Source organism: Chryseobacterium sp. PET-29, from assembly GCF_025736815.1.
Lineage (GTDB): Bacteria > Bacteroidota > Bacteroidia > Flavobacteriales > Weeksellaceae > Chryseobacterium > Chryseobacterium nepalense.
Genome location: NZ_CP107053.1, coordinates 1,391,491 through 1,409,792, shown reverse-complemented (window position 1 = coordinate 1,409,792; position 18,302 = coordinate 1,391,491). Strand labels below are relative to the sequence as shown.

Sequence of the window (18,302 nt, the reverse complement as noted above, 5' to 3'; positions counted from 1 at the left end):
GCGAAGCTGGATGATGGAAGTTAATAAGCTTTCTCAAAAAATTAACAGAAGAAATTGATTAATAGAAACGGGCTTTAAGCCCGTTTTTTATTAGTGTATCTCAATCGGCTTTAGCCGAAACTTAAAATAATGTAAATGTAAAAGTTTTAATTTGTGCTGACTCTCATAAGCCCATCAATCCCTCTTTTTCCATATAAACTGACAGATTGACTTTTGGGAGTAATATCAATCTGTTTGATGTTTAATTTATTTAATACTTCAATTAATTTACCTTTTTCATAATCTACTATTTTCCAATCTACCATTAATAGTGGATTTTCTCCAAGCTCATTGTTGGCTAATTTAACCTTCATAAATTCAGGAATGTTATATTTCTGAATCGTGGAATCAGAACTGTAATACTGGGGCTTTTCAATTTTCAGATTGTTATTTTGAATTAAATCCCAAAATTTTTCTGACCAATTTCCAACATCCCATATTTTTATTTTCGAATTTAATGTATTTTCAATGGCAGACTTATCACTACCATTTTCAATTAAAAGCTCTGATACTATATACATATCGTAAGGAAAAGCCGCAGTTTCTAATTTTTCAAATAAAATCTGATTATAGGGTTTTAAATCAACTTTAGACAATTTAATATGGTACAAAAAATTGCCTAATTCTGTACCTGTTTTAGATCGTAAATTTGAAGATATGTACTCGTTACGTTCACGATTACTCATTTTTTTTAATGAAAAAGCATCATTTGATTTACAACTTAAAATCATCATCAAAATGACAAAAAGAATGCATTTTAATTTCATGGTCGAAATATAATTGTTGCAAAAATAATTAATTTACTTTTTCTTCTCCGCTTTCACAGCCTGTCTTGCCAATAATTTCCAGTCGTTTTTCACTTTAGCCCAAACCAGTAAAATATCCAGAGTAACATCACCGGGAGCTTTTCCTGCGTCGGCGGTCGTTGCGTAAAAATGATGGCGGACAATCGCTGTATTTCCAACAATCTGCACGGTTTGATTGGTTATATCAATTGTCAGAAAATCAGATTTCTTCGTAACTAATTTTTCCACAAATTCTGTGGCATCATCAATGTGGCCTCCGGAATGTCCGTATGTAAGTTCAGGTAAAATTAAAGATTCGAGAGCAGATTTTTCCCCGCTTATCATGGCCGTTCGCAACTTTTCGGCGGCGGCTGTCACAGCATCAGTATCATTTATTTTCTGTGCGGTGATGGTAATTACCATGATAAAGCTCAAAGCAAAAATTAATTTTTTAATCATAATGAAATAATGTATTTAAAATAAAAAATAGTGTAATCGATTGCGCAATTTTTGCGAAATTTAAATATGGGTTAAAGAGAATCCCTCTGAATAAATTTGAAAACATTGTTCACTGATTCTTTTTTGTTCTTTAGGATCATATATGCTGCAGATTCGCCCATCGCCTTAAAATCAGTCGTGATTACGGTAATTCCCAGCAGTTCCTTTAGCGGTGTCTCATTGTATGAAATAATGCCGATATCTTCACCAAGCTTCAGATTTTTCTGCCTGATCTGTTTTACAAGGTTTACAAGATCACGTTCACGGATGGTAATAAAGATATCTTTGTCCTGCAGTTCCATGTCATGATAAATTTCATCGAGAATTTCATAATCAAGCTTAAAATCCCTGCAGAATTTTTCAAAACCTCTTACGATCCTGAAAGGATAGGGATGGATGGATTTATCGGGATACACGAGTATAATTTTCTCGTATTTCCTGATCTTATCCAGACCTTCTTTTAAAGCATTGTAAATATCATGCTCGAAATCCTGAAAAATAGAACCGTATTCTCCTGAAATATTGGGTTTTGTATTGTCCAGCATCAGCAATTTATTCTTAGGAATTTTTTCAATCATTTCAATTACCTCTCTGGTAGAGCTCGTGTGTTTAGACTGTTCGTCCCGGAAATGGGGCATGATGACATAATAATCAAAACCTCCTATATTTTTTTTCAAAGCATTTATAAAAAGCGTTTCATCGCAGTGGTAAATATACATTTCCACATTGCCTTTGGTACCGATTGCATTCACAAAATAATTATAAATCATCATTTTGTATGTGCTCGGCTTATTGATCAGAAAGAAAATATTAATCGTGTCATTCTTATTGATTCGGGAAATATAATATCCTTTGCCTTTCACAGATTCAATTATCTGTCGTTTTCTCAGTTCTTTATATGCTTTTTCCACTGTATCTCTTGAAAGAAAACAGGATTCACTTAACTCATTAATGGAGGGAATTTTTTCGCCGATGCTGATCTCTCCGCCATCAATTCCATTTAAAATAGAATCTACAATCTGTTTGTATTTGGGAACTCTGGAGTTTTCGTTGATATGTATTTCAAAAGTTTCTGCCATAGCTTTTGTGGTATAGGAATTATTTTCTTTAACCAAAATGAATTTTCAGAAAAATGATTTGTTAAAGAAGACAAGTTACAAAAATTTATAATAACTGATAATCATCATGTTTAATGAAATAAATTAATATAAATAACTTGTTTTCAGTGTTTTATAGTTGTGGATTCATATGAGTTTAAATTTATTAAATTACCAATCCTCAACTGTAAAACGATGATAACTCCAATTTTATTGTAAACTTTAATCCGAACTTTGAACCCTAAACCTTAAACAAAAAAGCCTGCCCTATAAAAGGACAGACTTCAACTATATGAATGTGAAATTTTTAAGGCATCTTTTTAAACCCTTCCGTTTTTATTTTCCAGCTGCCGTCTTTCGGGAAACCTGGAAATTGTCCTGTTGAACTGTCCCAACCTTCCAGCATCATCGCAACGGCTGTTAAAGTTCCGCCGTTTCCGGGAAGATAAATTCTCAAACGTCCATCCTGGAAATTATGCCCGTTTTTTAAATAAGTATTGGTCTGAATATCCATAAAAAGCGCATCCAGAGCCTTATTCGGAAGTCCAAGCCTTGCAGCATTCATCGCCGTCATCGGGAAATCCCAACCCCAGGTATGAGCCCAGTTCCATCTTTCCCAAACGGTATCCAAAGTATTTTTCATAATCTTTTTATCCAGTTTCAGAGATTCCGGAACCATTCCTAATGCTCCCAAAACTGAAGGGTGGTCGGTCATCCATTTTGGAAAAGTGAAAGAATCTTTCGCCGATTCTGTTGACAAATAAACGCCGTCCTGCACCGGAAGCGGAGCCAGTTTGGTAATCACGTCATCCCATTTTTTATTTCTTGATTCACCCAGTCTTTCTTTCCATTGCTGAGCAACTTTCAGCGCCCAATCCCAATAAGCGACTTCGTAAGTCGGATTATAAGTATCTTTTGCAGGGAAAACTTCCTGTGCCGGAATCACACCTTTTCCGAGATTATAACGGTTTTTTTCTTTGTCGAAAGTCGCAAAATCAGCCATAAACTCAGCCGTTGCAAAAACCAGGTCTTTATATTTTTCTAATACTTTTTTATCCTTTTTATCACGATATAAAAGCTCGGTCATATAAATCAAATGCGGTTGTTCCCAGATCAAAAATGCAGCCACAGAAGACGGACTTTCATTGCCGTCATTATCCGACATTTTAATCCAACGAACGCCTTTATAGCCTTGTCTTTCCGCTAGCTTTTTAGCTTTGTCAAATGACCTGAAATAATAATCCAGTTGCTTTTCCAAAATTTCAGATCTTCCCCACAAAGCGAAATGAACGCCGTGCCACCAGTGCATTTCGGTGTGTGGCTTTCCGTACCAGCTGTTGAAGGTCAAACCTGTTTCCTGCGGCGGATTGCTTCCTCCACACTGAACTTTCGTTAGATATTCAGACAAAACAATTCTTCGCTCTAATTCATTGGCTCTTTTATCCGTACTTCCTTCAAAATCAACAGCAGCACCGCTTTCCCAAAAGTTTTTCCAGCCGGAAATACTTTCTTTTTCAGCATCCGTAAATAAACTTTTTGTAGTCTTTTGATTTTTATCTGAAAACTCAACTGTCAATTCAAGAGTTTTGTTTTTTGAAGAAGGTTCGTAAACAAAATGATGTTTTCCGGCTTCACTTAATTTTCCATCGGTGAAATATAATTGCGTAAAATAATCTGCAGTTTGTAATTTATGTTCAATCAGTCCCTGCGTTGAGTTTGATGAAATGATTTTTGTTGAATGTTTATCTGCGTTTCCATAAAAAGCCGCTTCATCTAAAAACTGTCCGCTCGGATAAGGATATTTAGCGAAAACCTTTAATCTTTTCTGACTAATCAAATCAGATTCAATTTTCACCCCGATTTTATCTGAATTTTGGAAAGAAGCCGTCCACACTTTTACAGGAGTTCCTTCCAAAGTAAATTCACTCGTAATAATTCCCGTCCATAAATCAATTTTCTGATTGATATTCTGCAAATCTGAAACCTGAGCTTTTTGGCCGTCTTTTTTAAGCAGCTCAAGACCTATATTTCCCAACTGCAAACGATGTTGATTGACCCTGAAATATTCCACCGCTTTTCTGTTGCGTTCGGGTTCTTTCAGTTGAACACTGTACAAAGCTTTTCTACCGTCATTATTGAAATCGTAAGGTTTTAAAGTTTCCTCAAACGTATAATTTTCAGTATTCGGAAAACTGTTCCAGCCCCATTCCGACTGCGTTCCCAATGAAACACCGTTTTTGTAGTATTCAGGGAACGACTGCATTCCGGTAATGTCAACAGTGTAGGCAAATTTCCCGTTGCCAACCGTTAAAGTGGACAACGTATCTGCTTTGGTGTTGACGATATTATGCCGCTGAACGACTTTTTTACGGTCAATTTTCTGGGCATTGATTGAAGAAAGTCCCATCAGGAAAATCCCGAGATATATGGTTAATTTTTTCATTGTATACAGAAATTTTATTTTTATCCGGTATGTTATTTTAAAATAGCATTCCTACGGAATGTGTTTTTTGATATTATTTTACTACACATATGGCATTCCTCTGGAATGCGTCTACAGTAGTCATTTTCAATCCACATATACATTGTGATGAAACATTTTATTCCGTTAAGGAATAATATCTGTGTAGAAATAACGTCTGATATTCCGGTGGCATTCCGTAGGAATGCTATTATTTTCATTATCTTTTATTTTCATTAATATTAATGTGAAAATTAAACTCATCTCAAAACCGTCGCACTCATCATCCCAATCACAACGTCATTGCTCAATGTCGTTAATTTTATCGATTTTAATTCTTTATTCGGGGCAATCGGCAAATCCAAAATCGTTGCAGAGCCGCCATCAATCTGACGGTCTGTAAATCCTTTAATGCTCGAATAGTTGCTTAAAGTTCCGCCTTTATATAATTCCCCCGTTTTCAATTTTACACGATACGGAATTTTATCATCCGGAATTTCAAAAGCAAAATTATCATCAAACAAATCCTGCTCGATTGGCCACCAGTTCATCGGATTTTTCAATTCTAATTCCGAAGTTGAACCATCAACGTATTGAACGGTAATTGTTCCATTCACAATCTGCGACTGCATCGGATTGGTAGAGCCGGCCATCAGGAAATAGATTTTTTTGCCTTTTCCTGAAACCGGAATTTCAATCGAATCCGGGTAATTATCCCACTGACTTGCAAATGCAATATTTTTATCTGATTTATCAATTAAAAAAGGAATTCCAAGGAAATCAACTTTGTTATTTTTTCTTTTATTCATCAACCCAGAATCATCAATTTGAGCAGTAATCAATGGATAACACCAGTTTCCGATTCCCTGCCACGGAAGTTGTAGAGTAGGGAATTCTAACCTCGGCGAAAGATACTTTTGATTGAAAATCTCTGTTACTTTTTCATTGTATTTTGAAGCTAATGAAATGTTGTTAAACTGACCTTGGTTTTCTACTTCCCAATCCGTGATTTCAATATTTTGTTTGATTCCGTTGTATTCAAGCTCGATAGAATTGGTTCCTTTGCTTAAATAATTTACAGGAATTTCAATTAATATATTTTGATTTTTCTGAATGCTAAAAGTTTTTTTTAAACCATTAACAGACAGTTTTCCATTAATTGGATTGGAAGATTTTGACTGAATCTGAAGTTTTTTATTCACCCATTTTGTCTCCAACGGAAAACGAATATCTACATTCACAGGTTGCCACCAAATTGTTCCGTTTTGCTCAACTTGCACGAAAAAAGTTCCTTTTCTTTCTTCCTGAATCAAATTAAATTGACTTCCATTTCTGGATTTAATCAATTCCTGAGGGTCAAGAACATCTTTAATTTTCTTTTTTGAATCAAAATTTAGCTGAAGACTTTCAGAAATATAAGTGATATAATCGGTTTGTTCATTTTTGATTTCTCCTGAATGAATAATTTCAATTTTAAAATCTTTCGCTTTGGGAGTTTCAAACTGAATGATTGGCTGTAAAATAGAATTTGGTTTCACTTTCCAATCCACTTTTTTACCATTCACTTTTACCGATTTGATGTTGGAATGATTCACGGGAATCTGCATTTCCAGCGATACCGGATTCTGATATTTTGATTTAAATAAATATTCTGTTTTTTTCGAAGTTCGGTTAAATTTATATTCCCAATCCGGAAGTTTCAGTTCGGCAGAATTCCAGTCTTTCGGAAAACCAGGTTTGATGCTGATTTTATTTTCCAACAAATTCGGATGAACGCCAAAAAGTCCTTCCGTCAAAGTTCTGGACGCCACACCAATCGGGTCAGCAAAATCTCTGTACAATTCACCACGAAACGCATCATAATGAGAAAGCTGCTCAAAATTCCCCGGGCTGATGCCGTAATACATCGACTCCACCAGATTTCCTTTCCAAAGTTGGTACGCCTCAGCATTTCTTCCGGCCTGCCAATACGCCAAAGCGGTTTGTAGATTTTCCGCCAAAGCAACATTGTTAATCGACCAATCGTAAGGTTGCCAGTTGGTCGTCGCCAACGTAAAATAATCTTTATTGTCCGCACCTTTTACCGTAATCGGAATTTTCGGAGTGTGATTATTGATGTACTGTAAATTCTGATAATCCTCAAATTCATTCAAAATAAATGCATCAGAAACGTGATAAATCGACCAGATTCCCGGTTGGTCGTGAACAATTTGATTTCCCAAAGCATCTTTATATTCAGCAAAATAACCTTTGTTTTTAATCCAAAGTTCTTTTTTCATTGCTTTCAAAATCGCATCAGCTTCCTGTTCATAGGGTTTTGGATTTTTACCAATAATTTTCGCCAGTTTCGCCATTTCACGGTTGGCTCTGTAGTTATAGGCCGAAGTATGCGTCACTTTTCCACCCGAATATTGCAGGGCATCACTCGCCCAAATTGCCGCATACGCATCATACAAATCGCCACGCTTGAAGTTTCTTTTTTCCCAATCCATATGTCGAACCATCGTCGGCCACATTTTTTTCAGAAATTCTTTGTCTCCCGTGTAATTGAAATGCGAAAACATCTGGTCAAAAAACACCAGATTCATATCATAATGATGCGGTTTTGTATTGTCATTAGGATTTCTGGAAATATATCCGCTTGAAAAAACGGAAGTTCCCATTTTCTCTTCATGTCTTGCTAAATGACGCATCGTATCCATTTCCACAGGCGCAGAATCGGGTTTCAAAACCTGCGAATTGGCATAACTTTCAAAATGTTCTTTCGCCCTGTCGTGCCAGCTCAAAGCATCGGCCGTGTAAGCTCCTCTCCAGGCATTTAACCGCATTCTCCAGGCAATAGCGCCGTGAAGGAAAGTCGGACTTTCCCAAATTCCGTCTGCGGCAACCGCTAAATTGGCTCCGAAATTATTCAAATCTGCATCCGGAGTTTTTAACTGAATTCGATTCGTTAATGTTAAACGAGCTTTTTCAGCTTCATTAAAAATGCTTTTCAATTCTTCGTCAGAAAATTTTTTAGCTGATTTTCCTTTTGCAACCTGAATGTAAATCAGTTGTTTTTGCGAAGAATACGAAGCGTAAACAATCGGTGATTTGTCTGTCTTATTTTGAGTAAACTCACCCAATTTTTCTAAAGTTGTCGCATCGGTTTGCTGTAAGGAACTGACATTCGAAAAACTTCCGCTGACGATCTGAATTTCCTTTTTCTTATTTATATAATTGAGCTGAAACTGATTGTTATTAATCTGAAACTGATTGTTCAGGCAATATTCAGGCAACAGGTAAAATCCGGATTCCGGGTCTGCGCCGATGTCGCCGTTTCTGCTGAAAGTCGTTCCGCTTGCTCCGCCGTAAACCGCATAGATTTTTGTTGAAGAATCTATGTTTACCGTTTCCATTTTTACAACCAAACCTTCTTCTTTAGCCTGCGCTAAAACTGTTAATTTCAAAGTTCCGGTTCCAAGAATCGGGTCTTTGATTTCATATAACATAGAACCCGGACGATAACGGGTTTCAATTTTATCAGCCTGAATTAATTTCTTGATTGAATTTCCTTTCTGAATAACGAATTGAAGGTTTCCGCCCATTCCGGGAAGATACAATGCAAATTCCGGCAAGTCTCCAGCTTCGACTCTTGATGCACGGTTATCTCCGTACAACGCACGGTTGAAACGGTATTTCCCGTTGACCAGTAAAAAATCGCCGTTGTCTTCTTTGTAATGCAGCTCACGCTCGATGTTCTGCCAATGTTTCGATTGGGCAAAAGAGTGTGAAATTGATGATAAAGCAATCAGTCCGGCGACAATGGTCTTTCTACGCATTTTAGGGTTTTAACTCGGTTAAAGGCTTTCCGTTTACAGTTACATTTTTTAAGGTCACGTTTTTCATATAATCTACTTTGTACGGAATCTGAACACCGACCATTTTAGTTTTAATCATTGTGAAATCGGTTACAGGTGAAGATTCGTAAGCATCAGAAAATACAGCATATTTTCCGCCTTTATCAACGGTTAGATTTTCAACCCAAATATTTCTGATGGTCGGAATGTGATTTCCAGGCTTTTCATAATGCATATTGAAACGCACTGCCGCTTCTTTATAAGCGCCCACTTTTGTGTTATAGAAAAATACGTTTTCGATAATTCCGCCACGGCTTGAGCTGGTTTTTATTCTTAAAGCTCTGTCAAGGTTTTTGCTATCCATTACATTTCCAACGGCATAAATATTTTTCGCTCCACCAGCAATTTCGCTTCCGATAACGACTCCGCCGTGACCGTCTTTCATTTCACAGTTTTCAATGATATGGTTTTCGGCTGGTCTTCCGATGTCTCTTCCGTCTTCGTCTCTTCCGGATTTGATGGCGATACAGTCATCCCCGGTATCAAAATAGGAATCTTTGATCCAGACATTTTTACAGGCTTCAGGATCGAATCCGTCGTTGTTAGGCCCGTGACTGATGACTTTTACTCTTTCAATTAAAACATTTTCACAAAGCACAGGATTCAGATTCCACATCGGAGAATTTTTAACCAAAACATCTGCCATATAGAAGTTCTTGGACTTGTAAGGCTGAACGAAATTCGGTCTTAAATAATAACCGTCGCCAAAAATTCTTTCTCTTGCGGGTTTTCTCTGTGCCATATATTCGTGAAGCTTTGCGCGGGCAGGATTTTGTCTTCCCGGACGGGTTTCATTGTAACCGTATTTTGTAGCTCCGCACCAAAACCACCAGTTGTCATTGTCAGCGTTTCCGTCCAACGTTCCTTTTCCTGTTACGGCGATGTTTTCCTCTTCGTAAGCGTAAATTAAGGATGAATAATTCATACATTCCATTCCTTCCCAACGCGTGAAAACGATAGGATAGTCATTGCTGTCCTGGCTGAATAAAATCGTAGAATCATCATTTAAATGAAGTTCGACGTTACTTTTTAAATAAATAGCTCCCGTTAAAAATATACCTTTTGGAACGACAACTCTTCCGCCGCCTTCAGCATTACATTTTTCAATCGCTTTTTTGAACGCTTCCGTATTTTTTGTTTTTCCGTCGCCAACTGCGCCGAAATCGGTAATCAGATAATCCGCCTTTCTGAATTCTGGTTTTTTGATTTGCTTTTTTAAAGCTTTGATTTCCTTTAAAGGCTGTTTTGCGGAAGCCCAGGGTTTATATTGAGCCGAAACTGTACCAGAAAGAACTAAAAAAAGAAGAAACAGAATATATTTTTTCATAAGAATCAGGGAAATGTAGAATGGTTTTATGTATTGCAATCTAAAATAAATATAAGAATTGATTATCCTGCACTGTCGGTAAGAAAAATTATTTGTTCGGAAATAATGTTTTCAGCCAATCGGAACAAAGTTTCTTCCAGTTATCGGTTAATTCTGATTTGTTTGTAATTCCGATTTTATGTTCGCCTTCCGGGAAAATAAATAATGAACCTTTCACCTTATTTTTTGTCATTGCCTGATAATAAAGAAGGCTGTTCATCACCGGAACTGTCTTATCATTTTGCGCGTGAAAGAGAATGGTGGGCGGTGTTTTTTCGGTCACTCTGTTTTGCATAGAATATTCGCTGATTTTTTCCGGAGAAGCATTTTCACCCAACAAGCTCTTGCGACTTCCCACGTGCGCAAATTCTCCCAAATCGATAACGGGAGAAATTAAAATTGCAAAATTGGGAATGGTGGAAATGGAGGTCCAGCTGTCCTTCAGTTCTGTGTAATCCGTAGCGATATTACTTACAGATGCGGCCAGATGTCCGCCGGCTGAAGTTCCGATCACACCGATCTGCTCCGGTGAAATTCCGTATTGTTCTGCATTTTTTCTTATGTATTTTATCGCCGCCTGAATATCCTGCAACGGAGCAATCTCCCGCTGTTTTACATCAGGAGAAATCGGTAATCTGTAATTCAGGACAAAAGCAGAAATTCCTAAGGTGTTGAACCATTTTGCAATCTGGTAACCTCCAAGATCATACGTCAGTTTGTAATAGCCTCCTCCGGGAATCACAATGACCGCCATTGGTTTTCTTTCTTCTTTTGGAGGCAGAAAGGCAAATAATTCGGGTTCTTTTATCTGTATAATTCGTCCGTCCTTTTCTTCAGTTTTTAACTGTAATCCTTTGGAGTTTGGCATCTGGCCTTTTGGCCACAAAATGATTTTCTCCTGTGCAATGATTAAGTTTACCATTAGAAAACACAGAAACAATAACCGTTTTTTCATTATAAGTCCAATTTATTGATGATCTTTTTTTTCAAACTCTATACTGGCGAGTATAAATGGTCCGGTTCCTTTGGCATCGTTAGAACGGATCTTTTCATTCACATAATATTCGTAAGAACCATCTCTGTATGGCTTTCCTCCTAAACCGGCAACCGCACAGCATTTGTTGAGATTAACAACGCCGTTTTCATCAACTGTGATTAAATTTTTAATAATTCCATGATAGCCTTTTTTAGCATACACTTTATAAGATTGGGGAAGATATCCTTTGTTGACGGCTTTTATCATTGTGTATACAAACATTGCAGATGCAGTTGCTTCTTCATAATTCCCGTTTTCCAAAGGTTTATCCAAAACCTGATACCAAAGTCCGGAATTTTTGTCCTGAACTTTGATGATAGCGTCTGAAAAAGATTTAATATAAGAAATTAATCTCGCTCTGCCGGGATGATTTTGGGGTAAATAATCCAGAACATCTACCATAGCCATTCCGTACCAGCCCATCGCTCTGCCCCAGAAATTAGGAGATAATCCGGACTCTTTATCAGCCCAGGCTTCCTTTTTACTCTCGTCCCAGGCATGATACAGCAGTCCTGTTTTTTTGTCTAAAAGATTTTTCTGAACAGAATCAAACTGGAAAATAATGTCATCATACGCTTTTGCGGCATCATTTCCTTTTGAGAAATCTTTTGTGTAATGCGCGTAGAAAGGCATTCCCATATAAAGCCCGTCCAGCCAGACCTGATACGGATATATTTTTTTATGCCAGAAAGAACCTTCATTAGTCCTTGGCTGACCGGTGATTTGTAAACGAAGAGTTTGAAGTGCCTTAAGGTATTTTTCTTTTTTCTCTTTTTCATAAAGATAAAGCAATACGTTTCCGCTATTGAGAAGATCGATATTGTACTTTTCCAGTTCGTATGTGAGAATTGTACCGTCTTCTTTTATGAGTTTTTCTCCGAAACCCCTGATGTAATCGTAATATTCCTTTTTGCCGGTCTTTGTATAAAGCTGCTCGGCACCGTCCAGTACAATAGCTGAAGGGTAAGTCCATTTCGGACTTTTACTGAAATCAAGCATCCAGGATTCCGGAAAGCGATGCATTTCAGAAAGCAGCATTCTTTCTGACCATTTCAGATTTGTGGGCACAACATTGCCGGATTGTGCTTTTGCCGTTTCAGCTTTGTTGTGAATTGCAGGCTGAGCTGATGTCTGCATTATTCCTGTATGAAGAATTGTGAAGACCAGGATTTTTATTTTATCATTGATGAACTTCATTTTCAAAATATTAATAATTGCAATCTAAGACAAACGCCGGTAAATATTGTCCTGCACTGTCTGGATTTCATTTGAATTTACTAATCTGATTGCTTTCATTTTGGTAATAATTCAGATGTAATTTTATAAACTAATGATAATAATTATTTATCATTTTCATATTCATATTATTTTATTGAAAATTATTCTTAATCTGATGAAAAGTTTTTAAATTAGTAATAGAATAAAAACTAAAACCAACCACAATAATGAAAATCTTTTTAGTTGATGATGATCCTTTCTTCGCGGAAATGCTTAAATATTACCTGCAGCTGAATCCCGATTATAATGTTCATATCTGCAACACCGGAAAGGAATGTCTTTCTGCACTTTACCAGGCTCCTGATATTATCTGTATTGATTTCGGATTACCTGATCTGCAGGGAGACGAATTGTTTACCCAAATTAAGAATTTATACCCCGATCTTCCGATTATCGTCATCAGCGGACAGGAAAATATTGAGGTAGCCGTTAATTTTTTAAAACTCGGTGCGAGAGATTATATTGTAAAAAACGAGCATACAAAAGAACTGCTCTGGAATTCAATCATTAGGCTTAAAGAAAATATTTCCCTAAAACAGGAGGTTAAAGATCTGAAGGATGAGCTCGGAACCAAATACGCCTTTGAAAAAACCATTATCGGCCAGAGCGAATCTGTGAAAAGAATATTTTCAAAAATCAACAAAGCATTACAATCCAATATCAACGTTTCGATAACCGGCGAAACCGGTACAGGGAAGGAAGTTGTGGCTAAAGCAATTCATTACAATTCTCCCAGAAAAAACAAGCCGTTTATAGCGGTGAATATGGCTGCGATCCCGAAGGAGCTTGTTGAGAGCGAGTTTTTCGGGCATGAAAAAGGCTCATTTACAGGAGCAACAGAAAGAGCGTTAGGAAAATTTGAACAGGCTAACGGCGGAACTATTTTTCTGGACGAGATTGCAGAACTTGATCTCAATATCCAGAGTAAACTGCTTCGTGCGCTTCAGGAAAGAGAGATTACCAGAGTCGGCGGAACCCAGAAAATAAAGCTTGATGTACGTGTTATTACGGCAACACATAAAGATCTTGCTAATGAAGTTAAGAAAGGTACTTTCAGGGAAGATTTGTATTACCGGATTATCGGACTTCCGATTGAGCTTCCACCGCTTCGCGAAAGAGAACAGGATGCCTTAATTCTCGCAAGACATTTTATAGAATTATTTGCAAAGGAAAATAAAAGCAAACCTTTAGCTTTGTCGGATGAGGCTAAAAAAAAACTTTTGTCATACAGTTTTCCGGGAAACGTAAGAGAGCTGAAATCGGTTATTGATCTGGCATGTGTAATGGCGGATAACGGGGAGATTATGGCAGAAGATATTACTTTTTATAACCTTGAAAAAAAATCGGAGAACTTCCTTAACGGCCGGAAAACACTGAAAGAATACACCACCGATATTATCTTCCATTTTCTGAAAAAAAATAATAATGATGTTATTAAAACAGCCAAAATGCTGGATATCGGGAAATCAACGATATACAATTTACTAAGCCAGACTGAAAATAAAAGAACAGAATAACATGAAAGTTGCCGAACTACTTTATAAGAACAGAGAATGGAAGCTTGAAAGGAATGATGAAAACCTTAACTACGAAAATGCTCAGCTTGTATTGGCTTACGGAGCAAGAAACATTATTGAAGATGCCTCTTTTTTTAAGCTTTTAAAAGAAAAATTTCCCAACGCGGAGATCGTTCTGTCATCATCTTCTGGCGAAATTTACGACAATGATGTTTATGATGATACTGTAGCAGTAACTATACTCAAGTTTGAGACAGCCTGGCTGAAAACCTCCCAAATTGATATTACCAATTTCCCGGATAGCTATCAGGCCGGAAAAGTGCTTATGGACAAGCTTCCCAAAAAAGATCTCAAATGGGTCTTCATTTTGTCGGACGGAAGCAGTGTCAACGGAAGCCAGCTTGTTGAAGGTCTCAATTCCGGACGTCCTGAAAATGTTTTAATTACGGGAGGTCTGGCGGGCGACGGTGATCATTTTGAAAAAACGGTAGTAGGGTTAAATGCTATGGCAGAACCCAATAAGATTGTGGCCATAGGATTTTACGGCAACAATTTGGTATTGTCTCATTCTTCATTAGGGGGATGGGAAAGCTTCGGACTCGAAAAAACAGTTACAAAGTCCCGGCATAATATTCTTTATGAAATCGACGGAAAAAATGCTCTTGAGTTGTACAAAAAATATCTTGGGAAATATGCCCAGGATCTACCGGGATCAGCTTTACTTTTCCCGCTGTCGCTTACTTCAGGCGATCATTCTTATCCTGTGGTGAGAACTATTTTATCGGTAAATGAAAATGATAAAACGATGGTATTTGCAGGAGATCTTCCGGAAGGCAGCAAAGTGAGGTTCATGAAGGCCAATATAGACCGGCTGGTTGACGCAGCCCATGAGGCAGCCAACCAATGTCTTGAAATATGCCGCCAAAATCCTAAAATGGCAATTATCATCAGCTGTGTGGGCAGAAAACTCGTTTTGGGAGACCGTACTGCAGAAGAAGTTGATATGGTAAAGGATGTTTTAGGTCCGGATACTTTAATTTCAGGGTTTTATTCTTACGGCGAAATATCACCGCTGCGACCTTTTGATAACGGTGTTTTACATAACCAGACCATTACCATTACTACCATTAACGAAATTACACAAAATGGAAATTGAATTTCATAAGCTATTAAGAAGGCAGATTGATAAATACCTTACGGAAGACTGCAAAAATCATCCTCAGTTTAAAAGCTTTATCAATGCAGTCAATGAATCGTATAAATCTTTTGAGCGGGATAAAGATCTTATGGACCATGTTTTTAAGCAAAGTGAAGAAGAGTATAATGAGATCAATGAAAGCCTCAAAAATGAAAATATTCTCAAGCAAAAATCAATTTCAAATCTCTATGAAGTTATTAAAATGCTGGACTCTTCTGTTGAAAATCGGGGTTCCGAAGATCTTACAGAGTTGTCATCTTATGTTTCCGAACAGCTTAAAAAGAGAATATTCTTACAGGAACAGCTAAATAAACAGCTTGAATTTCAGAATCTTTTAATGGATATATCTTCAGAATATATCAATATTCCCATTGAAAAAGTATCTCAAAGTGTTAATAAATCCCTTAAAGAAATGTCTGAATTTGTACATGCAGACCGTGCATATATCTTCAGATATGATTTCGCTGAAAAAACCTGTTCAAATGTTTACGAATACTGCAATGAAGGAATTACTCCGCAAATAGACAACCTTCAGGATATTCCTCTTGAAATGATGGGCGATTGGGTAGACATCAACAAAAAAGGAGGAAGTATTTATTATCCCGATGTTGATGAACTTCCCGAAAGCGAAATTAAAGAAATTTTGCAGGCGCAGGATATCAAAAGTCTTTTCGTCATTCCGGCCATGATGCAGAATGAATGTTTAGGTTTTGTCGGTTTTGATTTTGTGAAAGATTATCACAACTTATCAGATACGGAAAAAAACCTGCTCACCATATTTACCCAGGTTCTTGTCAATGTGAGAGAACGACTCGTATTGGAAAGAAACCTTTCCCGAACTGTGGAAATGCTTAAAAAGCTATTGGCCAATTTGCAGTCCGGGATATTAATGGAAGACGAAAAGCGTCAGATTATTTTCACCAATGATCTTTTTTGCAATATGTTTAATATACCGGTTTCTGCTGATGATATGATTGGTCTGGACTGTACAAATTCTGCGGAAGAATCTAAGACGCTGTTTAAAAATGAAGAATATTTTGTTCAGAGAATCAATAAAATCCTTGAAGAGAAGAAAATTGTAACCAATGAGCTTCTGGAAATGCAGAACGGAAGGTTTCTGGAAAGAGATTATATTCCCATTTTCATTAATGACCGCTATCAGGGACATCTCTGGAAGTATAATGATATTTCTGAAAGAAAAAGGGCAGAAGATCATCTCAGAAGACAGGAAGAAAAATACCGCAATATTATTGCCAATATGAATCTGGGGCTTATTGAAGTCGATAATAACCAGATGATTCAGTACGCCAATCAAAGCTTTTGTGACGTATCGGGCTTTGAAGCTGATGAATTGATAGGGAAAAATCCGTCTCAGCTTTTCCTTTATGGAGAAAATAATATGAAATTCCTGGAAGAGCAGATCGAATTAAGGAAAAAGGGAGTTTCTAGTGTTTATCAGCTTCCTGTAAAGAACAAACGCGGAGAAATAAGGTGGTGGGCAATAAGCGGCGCGCCCAATTATGATGACCAGGGAAATCTTCTCGGTTCTGTAGGAATTCACCTGGATATCACAGATCAGAAAAAACTGGAAGAAGAACTGAAACTCCAGCGCGCCAAAGCGCTTGAAGCATCTAAAGCGAAAGAAGTTTTTCTCGCTAACATGAGCCATGAAATCAGAACGCCGCTCAATGCCATTATCGGATTTCTTCGTGAACTGAAAAGAGCAGGAGTAAGTGGTTCGCAACAGGAATTTTTAGATTACAGCTATAATGCTTCCCAGCATTTACTTTCAATCATCAACAATATTCTTGATATTTCAAAAATAGAATCCGGTGAGATGCTGCTGGAGAATAAAAACTTTTCATTAAAAGAAAGTATTGAAAATGTAATTACGATCCTTAAACCCAAAGCACGGGAAAAAGGACTGATGCTTACCACATCATTTTCCGATAGGCTCTATCCTGTTTTTAAAGGAGATCCTTCTAAAATAGAACAGGTTTTATACAATATTCTCGGTAACGCCCTTAAGTTTACGAATCAAGGGAAAATTGCGGTTGATTGTAAAGTGCTGCAGGATTTACCTCATCAGCAGACATTCTCAATCGTTATTACTGATACTGGCATCGGGATGAGCGAAGAATACGTCAGAAGCATATTTAAAAAATTCAACCAGGAAGATAGTTCTATTTCCAGAAAATATGGAGGCACGGGATTGGGAATGTCTATTACTAAAGAGCTTATCCATCTGATGAAAGGAGAAATAGATGTGAAAAGTGAGAAAAACGTCGGAACTTCCATTACCATTCAGCTGGTTCTTCATAAAGGAAATGAAAAGTTAAACCGGGACGTTTCAGCAGAAAAACAGCATATTGTTCTGGATGGTATCCGTGTGCTTTTGGTTGAGGATAATGAGCTTAATCAGCTTGTTGCCGAAAATTCGCTGAAACATTACAACTGTCTGGTCACAAAAGCAGATAATGGCAGAATAGCAGTAGAACTTCTTGAAAAAGAACAATTTGATATTATTTTGATGGACATTCAGATGCCCGAGATGGATGGTATTGAGGCTACCCAGATTTTACGGGAAAATATGGGAGTCAAAACACCGATTATTGCACTTACCGCCAACGCTTTTAAAAGTGAAATCGACAAATGCATCAGCATCGGAATGGATGATTATATTACCAAACCTTTTGCGGAAGAAAGCCTGATCAACATTATTGAGAAGCATATCGGGCGACAAAAAAATCAATCAGATGCAGTGAAGGTAAGAGCAATGCCTTATGATTTAACAGGCATTCAAAAGCTGGGACAGGGCGACGAAGCTTTTATTAAGAAAATCATTACTTTATTTATTACTCAGACACAAGAAATGATTCCGATGATAGATCTTGCATTCAATAACCAAAACTTTGCAGAAATCGCCAGGCTTGTGCATAAACTCAGACCGAGTGTGGAAGCGGTTGGCATTGCATCTATATCTGAAGAAATGAGAGAACTGGAAGTTTCGGCAAAGGAGCAGAGCATGGAGAGTTCTAAAATGTATTCCTTATTTGAAAAAATCAAAAATATACTTATCGAAGCAATTGAACAGATGAAAGAAGACTATCTGTAACGATCCGGAATCC

Annotated in this window: 11 protein-coding genes; 3 read left to right on the top strand and 8 right to left on the bottom strand. The window is 37.3% G+C overall.

Going from position 1 to position 18,302, the window contains the following annotated elements; translation table 11 throughout:
* Positions 1–146: 146 nt before the first annotated feature.
* From ODE14_RS06105 to ODE14_RS06070, 8 genes are all read right to left on the bottom strand, one after another.
* A complete protein-coding gene (locus tag ODE14_RS06105) occupies positions 147–806 on the bottom strand; it encodes a hypothetical protein (RefSeq protein WP_263603368.1) in 660 nt (219 codons plus the stop codon).
* A gap of 33 nt (positions 807–839) precedes the next feature.
* On the bottom strand, positions 840–1,283 hold the full coding sequence (locus ODE14_RS06100) for a nuclear transport factor 2 family protein (RefSeq protein WP_263603367.1): 444 nt from the start codon (positions 1,281–1,283) through the stop codon (positions 840–842).
* A gap of 71 nt (positions 1,284–1,354) precedes the next feature.
* Positions 1,355–2,401, bottom strand: a complete 1,047-nt coding sequence (locus tag ODE14_RS06095) for a GntR family transcriptional regulator (RefSeq protein WP_248392788.1) — start codon at positions 2,399–2,401, stop codon at positions 1,355–1,357.
* Between the two features lie 325 nt (positions 2,402–2,726).
* On the bottom strand, positions 2,727–4,862 hold the full coding sequence (locus tag ODE14_RS06090; RefSeq protein WP_263603366.1) for a hypothetical protein: 2,136 nt from the start codon (positions 4,860–4,862) through the stop codon (positions 2,727–2,729).
* Positions 4,863–5,140: 278 nt separating this feature from the next.
* On the bottom strand, positions 5,141–8,701 hold the full coding sequence (locus ODE14_RS06085) for a DUF4450 domain-containing protein (RefSeq protein ID WP_263603365.1): 3,561 nt from the start codon (positions 8,699–8,701) through the stop codon (positions 5,141–5,143).
* 1 nt (position 8,702) lies between these two features.
* Complete coding sequence (locus tag ODE14_RS06080; protein ID WP_263603364.1) at positions 8,703–10,106, bottom strand: glycoside hydrolase family 28 protein; 1,404 nt, start codon at positions 10,104–10,106, stop codon at positions 8,703–8,705.
* A gap of 88 nt (positions 10,107–10,194) precedes the next feature.
* Positions 10,195–11,100, bottom strand: coding sequence for an alpha/beta hydrolase (locus ODE14_RS06075; protein ID WP_263603363.1), 906 nt, complete (start codon positions 11,098–11,100; stop codon positions 10,195–10,197).
* 12 nt (positions 11,101–11,112) lie between these two features.
* Complete coding sequence (locus ODE14_RS06070; RefSeq protein ID WP_263603362.1) at positions 11,113–12,378, bottom strand: glycoside hydrolase family 105 protein; 1,266 nt, start codon at positions 12,376–12,378, stop codon at positions 11,113–11,115.
* A gap of 248 nt (positions 12,379–12,626) precedes the next feature.
* On the opposite strand from ODE14_RS06070, the gene ODE14_RS06065 reads away from it, so the two are divergent.
* The 3 genes from ODE14_RS06065 to ODE14_RS06055 are packed head-to-tail and all read left to right on the top strand — an operon-like array spanning position 12,627 to position 18,289.
* Positions 12,627–13,976 carry a sigma-54-dependent transcriptional regulator gene (locus ODE14_RS06065; RefSeq protein ID WP_263603361.1) on the top strand — a complete coding sequence of 450 codons (1,350 nt, stop codon included), beginning with the start codon at positions 12,627–12,629 and terminating at the stop codon, positions 13,974–13,976.
* 1 nt (position 13,977) lies between these two features.
* Positions 13,978–15,132, top strand: a complete 1,155-nt coding sequence (locus ODE14_RS06060; RefSeq protein WP_263603360.1) for an FIST signal transduction protein — start codon at positions 13,978–13,980, stop codon at positions 15,130–15,132.
* Positions 15,122–18,289 carry a response regulator gene (locus ODE14_RS06055; protein WP_263603359.1) on the top strand — a complete coding sequence of 1,056 codons (3,168 nt, stop codon included), beginning with the start codon at positions 15,122–15,124 and terminating at the stop codon, positions 18,287–18,289. The genes ODE14_RS06060 and ODE14_RS06055 overlap by 11 nt, the downstream gene beginning before the upstream one ends.
* Positions 18,290–18,302 lie beyond the last annotated feature (13 nt).

Bases quoted from the DNA above. Each gene is read 5' to 3' on its own strand.
- ODE14_RS06105 (WP_263603368.1), bottom strand. From the start codon at position 806: ATGAAATTAAAATGCATTCTTTTTGTCATTTTGATGATGATTTTAAGT.
- ODE14_RS06100 (WP_263603367.1), bottom strand. From the start codon at position 1,283: ATGATTAAAAAATTAATTTTTGCTTTGAGCTTTATCATGGTAATTACC.
- ODE14_RS06095 (WP_248392788.1), bottom strand. From the start codon at position 2,401: ATGGCAGAAACTTTTGAAATACATATCAACGAAAACTCCAGAGTTCCC.
- ODE14_RS06090 (WP_263603366.1), bottom strand. From the start codon at position 4,862: ATGAAAAAATTAACCATATATCTCGGGATTTTCCTGATGGGACTTTCT.
- ODE14_RS06085 (WP_263603365.1), bottom strand. From the start codon at position 8,701: ATGCGTAGAAAGACCATTGTCGCCGGACTGATTGCTTTATCATCAATT.
- ODE14_RS06080 (WP_263603364.1), bottom strand. From the start codon at position 10,106: ATGAAAAAATATATTCTGTTTCTTCTTTTTTTAGTTCTTTCTGGTACA.
- ODE14_RS06075 (WP_263603363.1), bottom strand. From the start codon at position 11,100: ATGAAAAAACGGTTATTGTTTCTGTGTTTTCTAATGGTAAACTTAATC.
- ODE14_RS06070 (WP_263603362.1), bottom strand. From the start codon at position 12,378: ATGAAGTTCATCAATGATAAAATAAAAATCCTGGTCTTCACAATTCTT.
- ODE14_RS06065 (WP_263603361.1), top strand. From the start codon at position 12,627: ATGAAAATCTTTTTAGTTGATGATGATCCTTTCTTCGCGGAAATGCTT.
- ODE14_RS06060 (WP_263603360.1), top strand. From the start codon at position 13,978: ATGAAAGTTGCCGAACTACTTTATAAGAACAGAGAATGGAAGCTTGAA.
- ODE14_RS06055 (WP_263603359.1), top strand. From the start codon at position 15,122: ATGGAAATTGAATTTCATAAGCTATTAAGAAGGCAGATTGATAAATAC.